Genomic DNA, 19,212 nt, shown 5'->3' on the forward strand with positions numbered 1-19,212 from the left:
GCCTCAGCAATTCACTCCTGTATAAACCCAAAGACATTATGACAACTTCAATAATTCCAACTCTAGAGAATTTATATGATGTAACCCAGGAACACCAAGATAATCGTGGGTACTGCACACTCCAGTGGCGACGGGGTAAGCTGTTGGTGAAGCCGCTTGGACAAGTGAAACAACCATATCTGCCTTCATTAAATAGTAAGCGATCGCTAGTAGAATGCTTACAACATTCTCCGGTAAGTTTGGTAAGCATCGATCCCAAACTGGGTGAGACTTTGCTCAGGTTTTGGGCAGATGCATGTGAAGAAGCTCAAAAACCAATATTCCTAAGCATATCCGCTAGCAATAAACTGCCTAACCAACCCTTCAGACAAGTACAGCGACTCATTGATTGGATTGCTGCTTTGGTGTTGCTGCTATTAGTAAGTCCAGTCATGTTGGGATTGGTTGTGTTAATGCAGGTTTACTCGCCAGGGTCAGTTTTTTGTCGTGAGTGGCGTGTTGGAGAACGGGGTAAATTGTTTCGGGCAATGAGATTTCGCACGCAAAACACCACACTGTTAGGACGTTGGATGGGTAAATCCAGTCTCGATAATCTGCCCCAGTTATTTAACGTGCTGCGGGGTGACATGAGTTTAACCGGATCTCGTTGTTGGACTTTAGAAGATGCAGTACAGCTAAATAAATTACCAGAAATTAAAGCTTCGTGGGAAGTAGAAGCACAGTCTCACCTGTTACATCTAGATAGCCAAACACTGTAATTTATCTGTGCGGTAACTGATGGTTTCATCTACCGCACTGAGGCTAAAGCAAAAATTGGTTGCGTAGCATCTATACCGGTCTATCTACCTTGCCAAACTATTATTATAAAATCCATGCATTTCCAACTTCTTGATAAACTTCGTAGTTTGCTTAAAGCTTCTAGCTTCTGGCAAGACAACTATTTGATATTGCGAGAATTTAAACACTTTCGCAAGATTGTAATTTTAGCTCTGACATTCTCGATTCTGGCGGCAACTTTTGAAGGTGTCAGTATTGGTTTTTTACTTTCCTTTTTGCAAAGCTTAACTAGTCCCAACGCTCAACCTGTCCAAACAGGAATAGAATGGTTTGATAATTTAGTATTGGGATCTAATTCATCGGCAATTAATCGTCTATACCGGGTATCTTCGCTGATTTTATTGAGTACTTGGTTACGTGTTGCCTTCAATTATTTTGGACAAGTCTATACTGAATTATCTCAACTGCATTTTGGCGATCGCTTACGTAAGCAAATTTTTGAACAGTTACAATCCTTATCGTTAAGTTACTTTGCCAAAACTCGTTCTGGTGAACTAATTAACACAATAACCACAGAAATTGAAAGGATAAGACAGGGTTTCAGTGGCGCAGCCTTTTTAGTAACTAGAGGAATCACAACTTTTGTCTACTTAATATCAATGTTTTTGATATCATGGCAACTGACTGTGATTTCAGCATTACTATTTACACTGTTGGGTGTAGGTTTATCTAATCTGAATGCCAGAGTCAGAGAATCAAGTTTTGGCATGACAACTGCTAATGCTAATTTTACATCAACAGCCATAGAATTTATTAATGGCATTCGCACGGTTCATTCCTGTGGTACTCAAGAATTTGAGCGCCAACGTTATTACAAAGCTAGCGACAAGGTAGTAAGTACTACGACTAAAGTTGTATTCACTTGGACACTTGTCAAACCAATTGCCGAAGGGGTAGCTACTACGGTGTTGGTGGGAATGATTATTTTGGCATTCACTAGCCTGGTTAGTAATGGAACGTTACAAGTTGCTTCTTTGTTAACATTTTTCTTTGTGCTATTTCGCTTCATCCCGTTTGTTCAAGATATTAATGGCACACGAGCATTCCTCAATACTCTACATGGCTCGGCAGATAACATTAAAAACTTGCTCAAAAGTGATGAAAAAAACTATTTTCAGAATGGTAAACTTCAGTTTAAAGCTTTAGAAAGGGCAGTAAATTTAGTATCTGTAGATTTTGGCTACGATGACAAAAATATAGTGTTACATAATATTACCCTAACCATTGAAAAGGGGAAAATGACAGCATTAGTCGGAGCCTCTGGTGCTGGCAAAACAACTCTTGCTGATTTAATCCCTCGATTTTATAATGCTACAGAGGGAAATATCTATATCGATGAAATTGATATTCGGTTGTTTGAAATTAACTCTTTCCGTCGTCAAATAGCTGTAGTCAGTCAGGATACTTTTATCTTCAATACTGATGTTTGGCAAAATATTGCTTATGGTACTCCACAAGCCACTAATGAGCAAATTAAAGAAGCTGCTAAACTAGCAAATGCGCTGGAATTTATTTTAGAAATGCCCGAAGGTTTTAATACCCAATTGGGAGATCGGGGTGTTAGATTATCTGGAGGACAAAGACAGCGAATTGCTATCGCACGGGCGCTACTAAGGAACCCAGAAATTTTGATTTTGGATGAAGCAACTAGTGCCTTAGATTCTGTATCCGAGCGCTTAATTCAAGATTCATTAGAAAAGCTATCTGTTGGTAGAACAGTAATTGCGATCGCTCACCGTCTTTCTACTATTGCTAAAGCCGATAAAGTCGTAGTGTTGGAAGCAGGGCGGATAGTAGAACAGGGCAAATATCAAGAATTACTCGGACGTAAAGGCAAGCTTTGGGAATATCACCAGATGCAATACTATAACTCGTAATACTTCGGCTACGCTCAGTACAAGTTCGTAATACTCGCCTCCGGCGATAAGCAAGCTACGTAATTCGTAATTTGTAATTTACGAAAGATAAATTACGGATTCATTTCCCTACTCAATTATTTATATAACCAGGAAAAATAAATGGTAAATCTAGGCTACCACACTGCTAAAATTCAGGGTAAATTTAATCGCTCTCTATATAAAGCAGCCCTTTCTCAGATTGTCAGTATCCCGATAAAACAAACTCGACAAGTTTCGGTAAGTGTCTATGCCTTATCATGTGAACGCGATTTACCAGAACAAGTGGCAAGTATTCGTTCATTCATTCGTCATGTCGGCATTCCAGATACATTCACTGTAGTTTCTGATGGCAGTTACACTGAGTCTAGTTGTAATTTACTCCGCCGCGTCCATCCCTGCGTTAAGGTAATACTTTTACAAAACTTCCTAAGAACGGATTTACCTCAATGTGTTCTTGATTATGCCCAACTGCATCCAATGGGCAGAAAATTGTCGGCAGTAATGTCAATTCCTGTTAATGGAACTACGATTTACACTGATTCAGATATTTTGTTTTTCCCCGGCGGTATTGACTTAATTGATTTGAGTAAGTCGGACGATAAATATTCTCTTTATCTACCTGATTGTTCTATGTCACTAGATGAGCGAATTATTTATGATGATTCTGAAAAATCAAATCCAGTAAATGGTGGATTTATATTATTTAGGCATGAATTTGACTGGAGTTTTGCTATCGAACGTTTAGCAAATCTTCAAAAAGCTCCTACTTATTTTACTGAACAAACAATTGTTCATTTGACAATGCACTACAATCATGGTGAGCCTTTATGTACAAAAAAATATGTTCTCAATGTAAAAGATCAGTTCATCTATCCAGATAAATCTGCAAGTAAAAACATTGCTATCAGGCATTATGTGAGTGATGTAAGACACAAATTCTGGTTTAACGTTGGCATATAAGTTGATGAACTTAAGCCTCTATTTAGATGAGGAATCCAATTAGTAAGAACGTAAAAAATGGTGGTTAATGCTTAACTCAATTAATGATGCCAAGCGAAATGATGAACTATTGCACAGGGGTATTTTTAAAGAAGACCTGATTTATCAATGCTCCAATTTTGATGTAGGTGAGGGCGGAGGTGTTGAAACTTATTTAGCTTCTCTGTTTGAACATCGACCACCTGAAGTTAGCGATCGCGTGATCAGATCGCTTAATAATGTTGACCAAAGCCAATTCAAGTTGCTGCACCTCCACAGCCCAGATTTACTTTTGCAGCTTACAGGCGAGTGTCCTACAGTTTTCAGCGTTCATAATCACTCATTGTACTGTCCTAGCGGTACGAAGTATTTAGCTGGACAGCGAACAATCTGCGATCGCAACTTCTCTTACTTAGGTTGTACCTTGGGTAAATTAGTTGATAAATGTGGTAGCCGTAGACCGTTAAAAACTCTTAAAGAACTTCAAGTTACTCATCAGTTATTAGATGCCTTAAAAAAGGTAAAAATTACTTTTGTTGCTAATAGCGAATACGTGCGTCAAGAGTTGATTAAAAACGGTGTACCCCCTGAGCGAACTGTAACGCTACACTGTGGTATCTCTATACCACAAATAACAACCGCACCCCTAAGTTTAGAAATCCATCAAAATCATAGAATTTTGTTTGTTGGACGGATTGTTTCTGACAAAGGTCTGGAATGGTTACTTAAAACATTAATACATACTAATCCGCATATTCAACTTGATATTGCAGGTGAAGGCTGGGAACGACCACGGTTAGAAAGGTTAGCAAATACACTCGGATTAAGTAACCGGATTACTTGGCATGGTTGGTGCGATCGCAACACATTAAATAACCTTTACGAACAGTGTTTTGCAGTTATCTTTCCTAGCGTTTGGCCTGAACCTGCCGGTCTTGTAACTCTAGAAGCATACTCTCGTTATCGACCTGTAATTGGTAGTGCAGTCGGAGGGATTCCCGAACATTTACGAGATGGAGAAACAGGTATTCTTGTTCCAGGCAATGATATCAAAAAGCTGGCAGATGCTATTCATGATTTGTATGGAGATTATCAAAAAAGCCGACACATGGGCGAACAAGGTCATGCTTTATTAATGAAAGAATTTACCATGAATGCTCATGTAAATAATCTCCGAACAATTTATGCAAAAACAATAGCTGAATTTCCTTCTAGAGCGAAAAAAATATATAGCATTCTTCAAGCGAAATAAGCTTAGTTGGTATAAACATCAGATTGTTCATATTTTACCTATGAAATATAAAGGAAAAAACTATGTCATTGTCTCAAGAGTCTCAACAGCCTTTAGTTAGCGTTATTATCCCCACCTATAATAGACCAGAGTATCTCAAGCAAGCGATCGCTAGCGCTGTTAAACAAACTTATCAAAATATCGAAATTATTGTTTCTGATAATTGTAGTCTAGAAAATCCTCAAGCACTTGTGGCATCTTTTGGTGATTCACGCATTAGATTTTGGCGGCATCAGCAAAATGTGGGGATGATTGCTAATCAGCAACACGCCTTCAAAATGGCGCGAGGTAAATATGTTGCTAGTCTCCATGATGATGATATCTGGAATGAAGATTTTTTAGCAAAGCTAGTACCACATCTAGAAGCAAATTCTGAGTTAATTCTCGCTTTTTGCGACCAATATATCATAGATGCAAATAGCATAATTAATCATGCTGGGACTGAAGAAAATACACGCGGTTATAAGCGAGACAGACTAGCAAAAGGAATTCATCAACCTTTTTACAAAATTGGATTGGTAGATAAAAGTATACCCACTGCTGCATCTTGTGTGATTCGTAATAATATTATCGATTGGGATAGTATGCCTTCAGAAGTTGGCGGAATGTGGGATTTATATTTAACTTATCTCTGTTGTATCTCTAGCTATGGCGCTTACTATTATCCAGAAAGACTAACGCGATATCGTGCCCATGAGCAAACTGATACCATGCTCAGTGGTAGTCGAGATATGCAGGCAAAAATCCGCAAAGCTAAAAGCGAAATGTTTTGTTATCAAGTCTTTATGGAAGACGCTCGTTTACAGCAATTTAAGACTTACTTTCAACAAAAATGGTTAGAAGCTAATACCACTTTAGGAATTGGTTTGCTACGAAGTGAACAAATAGCAGCAGCACGTCCTTATTTTTGGCAGGCGTTGAATAAACAAAAATTTGATGTGCGAACTATAGCGGCACTAAGTCTTAGTTTTACTCCGCGTTTTTTCGCAGGAAAATTAATAGGAATATCTAAATAATAGAGCAATCATATCTGAGTTGTAGAAGTTGCTTTTTAACGAACCGCAAAGGACGCAAAGAAAAATTATTACAAGTTGCTTCTTTGCGCCTCTTTCTGAGGTTTTATCATTAAGGAAGTTAGTGGATGAAACTTTGTATTATTACTCATAAAATAAAAAAAGGTGATGGTCAGGGACGAGTAAACTACGAAGTAGCTCAAGAAGCAATTCGTCGTGGTCATCACCTGACATTATTAGCCAGTGAAGTTGCACTTGAACTAGAAGATAATAGCCAAGTTAATTGGATTAGAATTCCAGTAAAAGGCTATCCTACAGAATTTGTGCGGAATTTGATATTTGCCCAAAAGAGTGCAGATTGGTTACGTCAACATCGCTCTGAGATTGATTTAGTTAAAGTCAATGGAGCAATTAATCTGGCTGCGGCTGATGTGAATGCTGTACATTTTGTCCACAGTTCATGGTTGCGATCGCCTGTTCATATTTCCCGCAACCGTCGAGACTTATATGGTTTCTATCAATGGCTGTTTACGGCTTTTAATGCCCGTTGGGAAAAGCAGGCTTTCCAAAAAGCGCAGGTTGTCGTAGCTGTATCCGAAAAGGTCGCGCAGGAATTAGTTAACATTGGTGTGCCGCGTTCTCGGATTCGCGTAATCGTCAATGGCGTTGATTTAGAAGAATTTGCCCCTGGCCCAAGCAGTCGCCAAAAATTAGATTTACCAGAGAACGTTACCCTAGCACTGTTCGCCGGAGATATCCGCACACCCAGAAAGAACTTAGATACAGTGTTGCACGCCTTGGCGAAAGTTCCCGATTTACATTTGGCGGTGGTGGGACACACCCAAGGTAGCCCTTTCCCAGAATTAGCAGCATCTTTAGGGTTAAATGAACGCGTGCATTTTGTGGGATTTCGCCGTGATATCCCCCAAATTATGCAAGCAGTAAATTTATTTGTTTTTCCTTCCCGATACGAAGCTTGCAGCCTCGTATTGTTAGAAGCACTTTCTTCAGGACTGCCAGTAATTACTGCCACAGCCACCGGGGGCGGAGAGTTGGTGACACCAGAATGTGGCATCGTCTTATCCGACTCAGATGATATTGATGCTTTGGCTGTGGCGCTGATGTCCTTGGTGAGCGATATCCCGTTGATGCAGCAAATGGGCAAAGCAGCTCGCTTTGTGGCAGAACAACATAGCTGGACTACTATGGCACAAACTTATGTGGATCTATTTGAGGAGTTAAGCAAGAATGCGAAACACCGTTCTGATACCGACTTATCGCCGTCCACAAGACCTATCACGCTGCCTTTTGGCGCTACAAGAGCAAACTAAACCCGTTGATCAGGTGATAGTGGTTGTCCGTGACACGGATGCAGAAACTTGGGAATTTCTTGCCCAATTCAAAGCCCACAACTTGCCATTGCATACTGTGAAAGTGACGCAACCGGGGGTAGTAGCAGCCCTCAACGCCGGACTAGCAGCAGTGGAGGGTGATATTGTTTCCATTACTGATGATGATGCCGCACCCCACCCAGATTGGTTAGAGCGCATCGCCGCTTACTTTACTTTAGATAGTCGCCTCGGCGGACTTGGCGGGCGTGATTGGATATACCACGGCAGCAAATTAGAAAACGAATCCCGCCCAGTAGTGGGACAGTTGCAATGGTTTGGGCGAGTGATTGGCAACCATCACCTGGGAGTAGGAGAACCCCGCGAAGTCGATATTCTCAAAGGCGTAAACATGAGTTTTCGTAAAGAGGCAATCGGACAATTGCGCTTTGATGAGCGGATGCGCGGCACAGGAGCGCAAGTACATTTTGAAATGGCATTTACTTTGACATTAAAACGGTCTGGTTGGAAGATAATTTATGATCCTAACGTTGCTGTAGATCACTATCCAGCTAAACGTTTTGATGAAGATCAGCGAAATAATTTTAATGAAATTGCCTTTATTAATTTAGTCCATAATGAAACTTTAGTTTTACTAGAGCATTTGCCATTTATCCACCGGATTGTATTTTTGTTATGGGCAGTATTCGTGGGTACATGTGATAGTTTGGGTTTCGCCCAATGGCTGAGATTTTTACCTAGCCAAGGGCAGTTGGCGGGGAAAAAATTGCTAGCATCCTGGCGTGGGCGTTGGCAGGGATATAAACAATTCAAAATTCAAAATTCAAAATTCAAAATGAATTGAATTTCTTCTTAGCTGTAGTGGTCTGTAAAGTTAAAAGTTATGGATAAACAAGTTCGTAGTAAGGACTTTAGTCTTTATTTAATTACTAAAGTGCTTACTACAAACCTTAAAAATTAGCTTAGACATTGTACTAGTTACCATTGGTAAATCCAAAATCTAAAATTGAATGAATTCTAGACAGATACTGTTCAATAGTTTTTTACAAGAAAGCTATTCTCCTGAGGAGCGATCGCAACAGGGTTGGATGGCGATCGCAGGCTTTATATTACTGACTGTAGTTTGCTATTTTGCTGGTGCTACTGCCGCATTGCGCCTAATTTACCCGGTGATGGCTTTAGTAGTAGCCATATTTTTATACTTGCGGCATCCCATTCTCTACATCAGCTTTACCTGGTGGATCTGGTTCCTCACGCCCTTAGCTACCCGCTTGGTTGACTATCGGGTGGGCTGGGACGCTACCCGTCAGATGCTCATAGCACCATACTTGGTGGTGTTTATAACTATCGCAACATTCTTACGACACTTCCCCCGCGCCTCACGTCAAGGGGGCTTGCCGTTTGTTTTGGCTTTTATCGGAGTATTCTATGGCTTTCTAATCGGTCTGATTTATAACCCACCAATCCCTGTAGCCCGAGGACTGCTAGATTGGCTCAGTCCGGTTATTTTCGCTTTTCACTTATTTATAAACTGGCGAGATTATCCCAGCTATCGCCAGAATATTCAGCGAACATTTCTTTGGTCTGTGTTGATTTTAGGAACTTATGGTGTATATCAATTTGTAGTAGCTCCTGAATGGGATAGGTACTGGCTTATACAATCAAAATTATTCATGAGTTCTGGAAACCCTGTACCTTTCGGAATGCGTGTCTGGAGTACATTGCACTCAGTCGGCCCCTTTGGTTCCGTCATGCAGGCTGGATTACTGTTGTTATTTACCAGTACAGGAAACTTAATTTTTCCTGCTTCAGCTGTTGGTTACTTATCCTTTCTGCTGACACAAGCACGTACTAATTGGGGAGGCTGGTTATTTGGAATAATTATGATTATGGGTTCAGTCAAGGCCCGAATTCAAATGCGGTTAGTCACCATAATTGTGGTGATGGCAATTTGTGTTGTGCCATTGACAACCATCGAGCCAATTGCTGGGGTTGTTGCAGCGCGTTTGGAAACATTTTCCAATCTTGAAGAAGATAACAGTTTTAAAGATAGATCGGGAAGTTATGACAAAAACCTTGGTTTAGCCCTTTCTAATGGTCTAGGTAACGGTTTAGGAAATATTTGGAAAGTCAATGAAAAAACTGGTCAAATTGAAGTAGTGGTGATTGATAGTGGCATTTTAGATATGTTTTTCACCCTTGGTTGGTTTGGAGCCATATTTTATATGGGTGGATTAATTTTTCTAATTATTAGTGTCAGCAGTTATGGTGAAGGTCGTTTCGATAGCTTTATCAGTGCTGCCCGCGCTATTGGTATCAGTTCTTCTGCACAGCTAATTATCGGTAGCGGCATGTTAAGTGTGGCAGGGATGATTCTTTGGGGATTTTTAGCTATGGCTATGGCGGGACATAAGTACTATCAACATCAAAAGAATTATGAATTATGAATTAATCCGAGAATATTTGACTGGATGCAAATTATTTTTGTGGTTAGTTAAACAACAAAATCTTACAACTTAAATAGGACTGATATATTATGAAAGCAATTATTGTAATGCCACTAGCCGAGCAACGAGGTGGCGGTGAAATGATGCTTTGGGATTTGGTGCAGCAGGGGCGTAATGCTGGTGTTGAGTGGCTGGTGATATTTTTAGAAGACGGCCCGATGGTAGAACAAGTAAAGTCCCTTGGTATTGATGCGCGAGTTGTGGAAAGTGGACGTTTACGCCAAATCCACCGTTTTATTGCCGCCGTTTTTCGGATAGCTGCGATCGCCCGCCGCGAACGTGCAGATATAATTGTCAATTGGATGTGGATCACACATATATCTGGAGGTCTAGCGGCAATGCTGGCGGGGTTACCTGCTGTGTGGTATCAGCTAGAAGTGCCTAGTGATAAGACTTGGTTGGTGCGAATCGCTACTTTAATCCCAGCTCGTGCGATTATCACCCTCTCGCAAGATGGTAAGCAAGCACAGGCAGAGATTTGGCCCCACAGACCAACACCTTTAGTTTATCCTGGTGTCGCACTAGACCGATTTGAGCCTAATGCTTTACCAACTCCAGAAGAAGCACGGCGGAAGTTGGGCTTACCTTTACACGGGCCGTTGATTGGAATTGTTGGGCGATTGCAACGATGGAAGGGAATGCACGTACTGGTGCAAGCGATGCCCAAAATTTTACAGAAGTATCCTGATGCTCATTGTGTGGTGGTTGGCGGTAAGCACGATTTAGAACCGGATTATCAGGACTTCTTAAAAGCCGAAATTGCCGCCTTGGGCTTGAAAGACCAAGTAATTATGGCTGGGCTACAGCGTAATATCCCGGAGTGGGTGCAGGCGATGGATGTATTTGTTCATGCATCAGATAAAGAGCCGTTTGGGATTGTGATTATTGAGGCGATGGCGCTGGGTAAACCTGTGATTGCTGGTGATGCAGGCGGGCCGACGGAGATTATTACCGATGGCATGAATGGATTATTAACACCTTACGGTGATGCAGATAAATTAGCGATCGCAATTCTCCGGTATCTTGACGAGCAAGAATTTGCCCAGAGTGCGGGAGTCGCTGCTAGACAACGCGCCCTCGATTTCTCAACACACAATTATGCTCAAAATTTTATTAATGCAATTCGTTCTGCAATGCCTAGTCCTCTATCGCAAAAGTTTTGATAGGTTTGTAGTAAGCAGAAAGCGTGCTTAAATATTTTCGGACTAAAGTCCTTACTACAAACGCATTTACACCTCGTAATTAATGCAATAAATCATTATAAAACTCTCTATGCGTCTGCGTAAGACAAAAAATATTTATGCAAAATGAACTAAATCAATGTTGATTGATAGCCGCAAATTGCCGATAGATGAAGTTATCAATACTGAAGTTTGTATAGTTGGTGCTGCCCCAGCAGGAATTACACTTGCACGAGAATTAATTGGGCAATATTTTCGAGTCTGCTTACTAAAAAGTAGTGATTTGGAATTTAATCAAGAAACTGCATCTCTTGGTCAAAGTACAACTTTGCATCAAATCGTCACAGTTTTAAACGTAGCGATCGCTTGAGCTTTTCTTCGTGCCATTCAGTGCGAAAACTTACTTATCTTTTACCGAATGTTGCACCAGCCAGCAATGTAAGCCCACCATTAAAAGCGCCAATGGCAGCATCAACATTGGGATGATTTCTAAATTTGTCCAACTTGCAATCCAGCCTGCTCCAGTGGGTATAATCGCTGCCCCCAAACTGGCGGTACTAGTGGCGATGCTAACAGCCGCAGGAACATGGCGGTCTGGCAATCGGTGAGGAATTAACCAAATGGTCGCAGGAAAGATCGCTGCCAACCCAAAGCCAATCAACGGTAAGCTAATCCATTGATCTGGCAGTTGCCACCAAGCAAGCAATCCAATCATTACAAGACTGAGCGACATACTGATTGTGCGGACTGCCCCAAGCCATTGCAAGAAATAACCTAAGATGAAACGTCCCAATGTTAATCCCAGCCAGTACGCACTAACGCTGTAACCAGCAATCAGCACAGGAGTGTGACGAGCAACGGATTGCACAGTGTATGCCCAGTTGCCGATGCAGGCTTCAGTGCCAACATAAACTAGCAAAAGTAGCCCAGTTAGCAGTACTATCGGAGTTTGCAGCGCTCTGCCCAGATTTTCTAAGGCAGTTGTATTTGATGCCAATACCCGTTGTGTCATTGGTGTGTAGTTGAAGATGATTACGCCCAGCACACTGACAATTAATAGGCTGACAATCCCGGCTAATACCCCATAAACCTGTCGCCAGTTCATGCCAACTGCTAACAAAGTAGTAGCGATCGCGGGGCCTGAGAGTGCGCCAATACCATAGAAAGCATGGAGCAAACCAATCAGATTGGCACTGCGGGAATTTTGCACAATGTAGGTGTTGATGCCTGCATCAATCAGCCCAATGCCCAATCCCATGCCCGATCCAGCCGCAACCATGATCAACCAGGAGGGTGAGGTAGCATAGATTACTAGTGCCATCGTCAGCGCACCCGCAGCAATCAACAGCATTCGGGCTAACCCCAGCCAACTACTCACAAGACTGCTGGTAAATGCTGCCAGAATGTAGCCGCTAATTTGACTGAGAAAAAGTAAGGTAACGGTTGCTGGAGTCAGGTTATATGTAGACAAAATCGAGGGCAGAAGAACTCCTAAACCTGCTTCAGCAATGCCAATGGCAATAAAGGCATAGAAGGCGATCGCCGAACCTATCCACAGAGGCGGTAGGGTGCGTTGATAGTCTCTCATTGGCTGGAATGCTCCTGCGTCAGACAATTTGACTGCTGAGATTTACTCAATTAATCATCCTTAAAACAATACCTTAACTAAAAAAAGAGGTAGTCTAGCTTTTGCCGAAATAGCCCAACACAAGACCATACTTGATTATTAGGCAAAACGCAAAACCTTAGTCCAGACGTACAAGACAGTCAAAATTACTTCTACACAAACTTTTGCAGATTTTATTAACTCAGTTTTTTGCCATTCGGCAAAAACAAGCGTGTAAATTCTTAGGTTTGTTCTATATCAAGCCTCGTAAATTGGCGAAGGTATTCTTAAAAATAACTTCATACTCATCTCCCTGTAGTGATGCACTAATACAACCTAAATTATTTTATTCGTGTTCACTACGAATTTAGCCATATAATTCGTTAATTAGTTGATGTAAAAATCGACCTATCAAACTGACAGGGCAAAGGTTAAATTAAAAACTGTCTAGAGTATTGCTTAATTCAATTTGAGAAAAAATAGCGATCGCCTGAATCAATAGTTATGTATTTTTCTGCCCTAAACTATTAGTAATCATTTCAAAATATCATTACTATCTTGCCAAAAAGTTTACAAGGATTTGAGAAAAACCCTTGTAAAAACTGAATTGCAAATTTTCGGACAGGTCTATTTATCCTTAATCTTTGAATACTTGAGCTGCTAAGAACGCTAATGCTACTGTACCAGCGATCGCACCCCACTGGAGAAGCGGATTTTTATCTAGCCAGTCAGAAACACTCGGTATAACTAAGTTACCAAAATCTCCGTTAACTCTGTCGTCTTCAGCAACAGGTTGGTAAAAATTATTTGGTGCATCTTCAGACTTCGGCTCAGAAGAATGTAGTAAATCGAAGCCGACGAGCAGTAACAGTGAATCTACTAATGATGGTGAGACGCGCTGTACCACATCTAATATTTTAGATACATCCCCAACCAAGAAGTCACGAGTTGGATGTTCGGCTACATAGAGGATAGCATCAGCTACAAGTTTAGGCTCGTAGTAAGGTGGTATCCCGGAAGGCTTTACGCCTAATTTCGTCAGACCATTATTCCAGAAGGGGGTGTTGATCACCCCTGGTTTCACACTGGTGACGCTGATCGGCCATTTTTCATGTTTCAACTCAAGGCGCATGGCTTCGATAAAGCCCTCTACCCCGTGCTTGGCTGCCGAGTAAGCACTTTGGTAGGGGAGCGATCGCCTACCTTCCATTGAAGAAACGTGGATCAGTGCCCCCCTTCCCTCACGCTTCAGATGGGGTAGGGCTGCCATTGCACCATAGACTTGTCCCATGAGATCGACATCAATAACATGCTTAAACTCTTCCGGTGTTGTGTTGTCGAAAGTGGCAAAGATGCCGATAGCAGAGACATGTACCCATGTATCGAGTCGCCCGTAGACTTCTACAGTTTTATCTGCGATCGCCTTAACTTGCTCAAATACTTCCACATCAGCTACGCAATAAGTTGCCTCGCCGCCAAAGCTGCGAATCTCTTCCACTAAAGACTTTAGCTTCGACTCACCGCGAGCGGAGACTACCACTTTTGCCCCGCGTCTAGCAAACTCAAGAGCTGTGATCCGTCCGATCCCACTGGAGGCTCCAACGACCGAAACGACTTGCTGATTGATTGGCTTTAATTGCATAAGTGTTACTTTTTAAAATAAATTAGGGATTGGGAATTGGCTTCGACAGCGTTAGAGACTTTAGCTTCACTAGGTAATTCAGTCGCTTTGTTAGTATCAATTGCTATTAAAAATATTTTTTAATAACTCTACTATACATATATATGTTAATTATTATTACGATTGCAGTTCTCTGTCTATTGGGGAATCTGAAAGCGTCACAGGATGTATCTCAGGGCATTGTCTAGACTTTTGATAGTTTCGACTAAGAAGCATCAGGAACTTACCCGAAAAAGTTTAGAAAATCTCATCTGTAGCCGTTTACCTACTTCAGACTCAACTTTCAAATGACGCAATCTCCTGATGCTATTTACTTTTTTTACAAACTGCTTCTTAGTCTGATTCACTCCTCAAGACAGATGCGAAAGCAGATTTAATTGAACCTCCCGCTTCCTTGATTTTCTGGGTGATGGGTTGCTCATTATGCAAAAACACACGCGCACAGTTGCGTCCCGGCAAACCGGAAATTGAACCACCCGGATGAGTTCCAGCACCAGTAATATCATGTGCGGTTAAAAACGTGGGGATTAAAGTATATTCCCTGATATTATAAAGTGCTGAAGATATCTAAATCTTTCGTGGGTTATAGAATATTTATATGTCTAGCAGTAGTATTTTTATCGCCAAGAAGCAAATTTATTTTTAATCTAATTTTGCTTCTATCTACGTATAAGATTGTGCCAAAATGAGCAAAGCTATAAATAAATCCAAATCTTAGATTACTTGCTTTTTGTCTCACTTTTTACCTGCGTTATCGTAGTCATTTCTTCCAGTTCTTTGAGGTGTTGGGCATTCACCAGCCATTCTTCTTCTAAGTTAAATTTATCTACACCATATTGACTTTGTTGCTCTTTTAGTGTTGCAATCTCATGATTAATTATTGCTAATGCTTTACCTTGAATAATTGCTTTTTTTAACAACTCAAACCGTGATGTTTCGTCAAGCTGATGCAACAGCCGTAATATAAAACGACTGATGATAACTTCATCTCCAAAATCAAGAATGCCATTAGATTCATCATTTTGACACAATGAGAGTTGCTCGCTTACATCAAACAAAGCTTCCACAACTGAGGGAATATAATTTACAGAAATTTGCTGTTCAGTGGAATTTTCTAACTGTTCTATAAATACTCTAACTTGTGTTGTACCGCCTGGAAGTTTTTGTTTAGCAAGTTCTATTAAATGATTTCTAAATTTGTCTTGATCTCCAACCGAAGCAAGGATAATTTTTATCTGGATATTAGATAATTCCCGTGCTGATAACGACAAACGAAAGTAAATAGGAAATATTTCTAAACTACACACACGTAGTTGTTCGCGCCATTCAAACTCTTGTTTTTCATCTAAATAGGTATTTTCCAAAATTGATTTTAACTTCGGAAAAAGGTACATTAGCAAATTTTTAATGGACTGCTTGTCCTCATCTGGGAGTTGAGCAATCCAGGTATTCAGAAGACTGTTGAGTTCGTCTCTTGAAGGGTTTACCTCTCCTACAAAAATATGAGGATTTTGATGGATTATACTATATATCTTTGGACTAAAGACTCGCAAAGACTCAATAGCAATGTAATCAACTGGGTTTACTTCATCTTTTACTGCTGGATACGTCACTGTTAAAGTGTTAACAAAACGAATAATATTACGGATGTTAGTAATAAAGCGATCTATTCCTTGAAAGTAAATATCACCCCAGCGAGTTTGGTTAATTTGTTGTTTTTGAGTTTCCGCAAATATATTATCAAGCTTTGCAAAAAGTAGCCTCCGAAGTGAAGTTTTATTAGGAATAGGTAACTCAAAACTAACTTGAATAAATGTTTCTAAGTATCTTTCACCTGAGATTTGTTTGGTATCTGCAATTGTTTTCCTGACAATTTCTTCTTTATCAAAAACTATCAAATAGACAACGTTAGTAAAATTCCGCATTGCTTTGAAAATACGAAATAACTGCTTGATATCTTCAGCAGCCAACCGATCAATATCGTCAATTGTTACGACTATTCGCCGTTGCTGCTGTACTAGCGTGTCTTCTACTTCTTCTTTTAATTGGGCAGCTTCCTTGTCCTTCTCGTCCAATAATGCTGCTAATGCTTTGCCAGTTTGAGCATAAGGTAGAGGAATGTCTGAAATAATGGCGGCAAAATCAGCTAGTTTCCCTTTCAAACCTCTTGACACAGATGACTCTTGGCTTAAAACGTTTTGCAATTGCTCGAAAAAGCGTCTTGTGATATTTTCGTGTCCAGACAATAACCAAGGATTAAAAGGAACGATTATTGGTTGCTCCTCGTCTGGTTTTTGCTGAAGATAGTGAACTACAAAGTTTAATAATGTGGATTTGCCAGAGTTCCAAGAACCATAAACTGCAATAACGAAACCTTCGGGAAAAGGCATTTTGCAAATGCTGTCTGCTAGATACTTGGCAAAGTTGGCATGTCCTAACAGGTCTTTTTCTGGATCAACTAAGGAACTATCTACCGATATATCGTTAATTTCCGTCTGTGCCATAAAAAATTTTGATTACTCATATTGCGATCGTCGCACATTCAGTAGGATGAACAATGATACCTCACGATATAAATTTTCATTGAAATAATTTTCTCAAAGCTTATGCAATTGGTTCCATATTAGTTATTTAGCATCGCTGGAATTAGCAGGTTAAATAGACAAACAGCGTATTTTGGGAATTCTATCTCCATGTCATCTAAAAAGATTACTTAAATAAGTTCAACTTCAACCTCAATTCTAACTATTGGTTAGATAAAGTCAGCATTCTTTATGTCTATGTGTACTAGTGCCAGCTAAATCTTAATATTCCTCTACAAAGAAAGATATTAATTCTTAAGAGTGATTTTGGCAAATAAAAATTATCCTAGCATAAAATTTTAATTATTTGCTACAATTATTCATATAAAGCAAGGATAAATCTATTCCAGATATATAAACATTTAAATTGGCTACATATTTACAAGCTAATCCTGCTGCACAGGTAATATCTAAAACTTTAAGTCCTTTCTAATCTGACACGAAGTTGGAAAAAATTTTAATTTTGACTTGTTTAGATGGTTAGACAGATATAAAGTTCCGTCTTCCTTCCACCATTTATCTGCATTCAAATCCTAATATTCTAAATTATTTTCATTTTGCATCAATTGTATAAAACGAAGTTAATTGCTTTAGGAATTAAGCAAATAAAACCAGTTTTTCCGACAAATAAGGCTTGCTAACGCCAGATATCAAAAGTGCTACTGTTTAAGGGAGCCATTGTAATCCCTTCTCCTGTAATTTATGCTCGATATGCTGCATTTCCTGGATAGTTTCTCCAGTAACGATCGCATAAATATCAGTGTTTATTTTTCCGTATTTGACTTTCTCTAAAGCCGACAGAATGATCAAGTCCTTGCGATCTAGTTCTGGTTTTAAGGTGACTAAAATTGAATCCAATGTTCCTTCCATGCGGTAATCACTGGAATATTTAGCTACTCCCTTTCCCAGTTCCACTAGGGTATTACGCTGCAAACACAACGGAGTCGAGCCATTGACTCGGAAATTGGCATCGATCGCATAAAATTGTCCGTCTTGGTCTTCTAGCACATCAAAGCCAATCACGCCGAAATAACCCTGTTTGTGAGCATAGTGACCAAGGTTGGCAATCATCTCAAAGAACTTGCTCATGTCAGTGTTGCGGTAGTCAATCAGTCCGCCTAAATAGTTGCCTTCTGGAGTGACGAGTTGGCTGGTAGTGCCGATGAGGGTTATCTCTCCCGCCTTGTTGACATAGAACTGTACGCAGTAATTCTGCACCTCGTTCTTGATGAACTCCGAGACAATAATTTTATCGAGCAACTTAATATCAAGATATTTCCTAATTTCTTCAAGACAGTAGTTGAGATCGCTGGGACTTTTGATGATATAAGTGCCTTCTCCTGAGAGTCCGTGGGACGTTTTAATTAAGTAGGGAAATTGTGGTAACTGAATGTCTTCAAGATTGACTTGGTGCAGATTGTAGCTATTGTATTTCGGACATTGCACCCCTAGTTCGGCTAGCGTTACTTTGCTGAGTAAGCGGTAATGAGTGTCTGGAGCAACAGCGTGTTTTTCAGGTTTTAGATGATCAAAGGGAAATAGAGTGATGAGTTTGTCAAAGCGTTCGCTGTGGCTGAGATCATCCAGATAAGTCAAGCGATCCATCATCGACCTATTGGAGTAGCTGAAGCCGAAATGCTCTTGCCAGTATTCAAGCAGCGACTTTGGCGGCGGTATAATCACAATTCCTGGAATGCGATCGCCTAACACAGCCAGAATTTTCCAAGGTTCCTTTTGGCAAATCTTGTCAAAGGAGGTTTTGGTGGCTTCACTACTGCCATCTTGAATAAAATATTTTTTCAGGTTGGGATAAGCAGCCCAACTGGCAGTTGCAGGGTAATTTAGGATAAACCCATAAGATGCATCTGTGATATCTTGAGCAAACAGATCAGAAAGAGTACTGCCTTGAAAGTATTGAAAGTTATATTTTGAGTTCATTTAGCCCTCCGATAAACCGCGTTCTCAAATAGTTTGACAGATACATCCTCTGTCTGCACTCCTACCAGTAGCACCCTGTCTTTGTGAAAGACAATTTTTTTAGTAATTGCAGCTAAGGCTTGGGCAAATTTCGGCGAAATGAATCTATCTTTTGGTCGGCTTTGTTTGTAAATACCTTGTAAGTTTTTGATTTTATTAGATTTTATACCCTGAAGATTGCTATATTTTTTTTGCATAAAGCTAACATTTGGTAAATTACTCTTTATTTATATATCTTACTTGTATTTTAATTAACTCTATCAAACGAAATAAATAAGTAAATTAGTTTATTTATTATTTTAAAATAACATT

General features: G+C 40.2%; 14 protein-coding genes. 10 read left to right on the forward strand and 4 right to left on the reverse strand.

What is annotated here, in order from left to right; all coding sequences use genetic code 11:
* Positions 1-38: 38 nt before the first annotated feature.
* The 10 genes from hepC (at position 39) to ACFFAP_RS01820 (ending at position 11,424) form a co-directional block, all read left to right on the forward strand.
* Complete coding sequence (hepC, locus tag ACFFAP_RS01775) at positions 39-758, forward strand: heterocyst development glycosyltransferase HepC (protein WP_375509613.1); 720 nt, start codon at positions 39-41, stop codon at positions 756-758.
* A gap of 114 nt (positions 759-872) precedes the next feature.
* Positions 873-2,714 carry a heterocyst formation ABC transporter subunit HepA gene (gene hepA / locus ACFFAP_RS01780; RefSeq protein WP_375509614.1) on the forward strand — a complete coding sequence of 614 codons (1,842 nt, stop codon included), beginning with the start codon at positions 873-875 and terminating at the stop codon, positions 2,712-2,714.
* A 141-nt stretch (positions 2,715-2,855) separates the two neighbouring features.
* Entirely contained in the window at positions 2,856-3,695 is an 840-nt protein-coding gene (locus ACFFAP_RS01785) for a hypothetical protein (protein WP_375509615.1), read from the forward strand.
* 67 nt (positions 3,696-3,762) lie between these two features.
* A complete protein-coding gene (locus ACFFAP_RS01790; RefSeq protein WP_375509616.1) occupies positions 3,763-4,965 on the forward strand; it encodes a glycosyltransferase family 4 protein in 1,203 nt (400 codons plus the stop codon).
* Positions 4,966-5,027: 62 nt separating this feature from the next.
* Positions 5,028-6,020 carry a glycosyltransferase family 2 protein gene (locus tag ACFFAP_RS01795; RefSeq protein WP_375509617.1) on the forward strand — a complete coding sequence of 331 codons (993 nt, stop codon included), beginning with the start codon at positions 5,028-5,030 and terminating at the stop codon, positions 6,018-6,020.
* Between the two features lie 125 nt (positions 6,021-6,145).
* Positions 6,146-7,348, forward strand: coding sequence for a glycosyltransferase family 4 protein (locus ACFFAP_RS01800; RefSeq protein WP_375509618.1), 1,203 nt, complete (start codon positions 6,146-6,148; stop codon positions 7,346-7,348).
* Complete coding sequence (locus tag ACFFAP_RS01805) at positions 7,266-8,210, forward strand: glycosyltransferase family 2 protein (protein ID WP_375509619.1); 945 nt, start codon at positions 7,266-7,268, stop codon at positions 8,208-8,210. Before ACFFAP_RS01800 ends, ACFFAP_RS01805 begins: the two co-directional genes overlap by 83 nt.
* Positions 8,211-8,376: 166 nt before the next feature.
* Complete coding sequence (locus ACFFAP_RS01810; RefSeq protein WP_375509620.1) at positions 8,377-9,813, forward strand: O-antigen ligase domain-containing protein; 1,437 nt, start codon at positions 8,377-8,379, stop codon at positions 9,811-9,813.
* Positions 9,814-9,902: 89 nt separating this feature from the next.
* Positions 9,903-11,036 (forward strand): glycosyltransferase family 4 protein, encoded by a 1,134-nt coding sequence (locus ACFFAP_RS01815; protein ID WP_375509621.1) that lies wholly within the window; start codon positions 9,903-9,905, stop codon positions 11,034-11,036.
* Positions 11,037-11,193: 157 nt separating this feature from the next.
* Positions 11,194-11,424, forward strand: a complete 231-nt coding sequence (locus ACFFAP_RS01820) for a hypothetical protein (protein ID WP_375509622.1) — start codon at positions 11,194-11,196, stop codon at positions 11,422-11,424.
* Positions 11,425-11,454: 30 nt separating this feature from the next.
* Here ACFFAP_RS01820 and ACFFAP_RS01825 read toward each other — a convergent pair whose 3' ends face one another.
* The 4 genes from ACFFAP_RS01825 to ACFFAP_RS01840 all read right to left on the reverse strand — a co-directional run bounded on the left by ACFFAP_RS01825 (position 11,455) and on the right by ACFFAP_RS01840 (position 18,861).
* Complete coding sequence (locus ACFFAP_RS01825) at positions 11,455-12,642, reverse strand: sugar MFS transporter (protein WP_375509623.1); 1,188 nt, start codon at positions 12,640-12,642, stop codon at positions 11,455-11,457.
* A gap of 655 nt (positions 12,643-13,297) precedes the next feature.
* Positions 13,298-14,302: an SDR family oxidoreductase gene (locus ACFFAP_RS01830; protein WP_375509624.1), complete on the reverse strand. Its 1,005-nt coding sequence runs from the start codon at positions 14,300-14,302 to the stop codon at positions 13,298-13,300.
* Between the two features lie 758 nt (positions 14,303-15,060).
* Positions 15,061-16,845, reverse strand: coding sequence for a KAP family NTPase (locus tag ACFFAP_RS01835; protein ID WP_375509625.1), 1,785 nt, complete (start codon positions 16,843-16,845; stop codon positions 15,061-15,063).
* A 744-nt stretch (positions 16,846-17,589) separates the two neighbouring features.
* A complete protein-coding gene (locus ACFFAP_RS01840) occupies positions 17,590-18,861 on the reverse strand; it encodes an ATP-grasp domain-containing protein (protein WP_375509626.1) in 1,272 nt (423 codons plus the stop codon).
* Between the last annotated feature and the right edge of the window lie 351 nt (positions 18,862-19,212).

The sequence above is a fragment of the uncultured Nostoc sp. genome (assembly GCF_964245575.1).
Taxonomy (GTDB): domain Bacteria; phylum Cyanobacteriota; class Cyanobacteriia; order Cyanobacteriales; family Nostocaceae; genus Nostoc.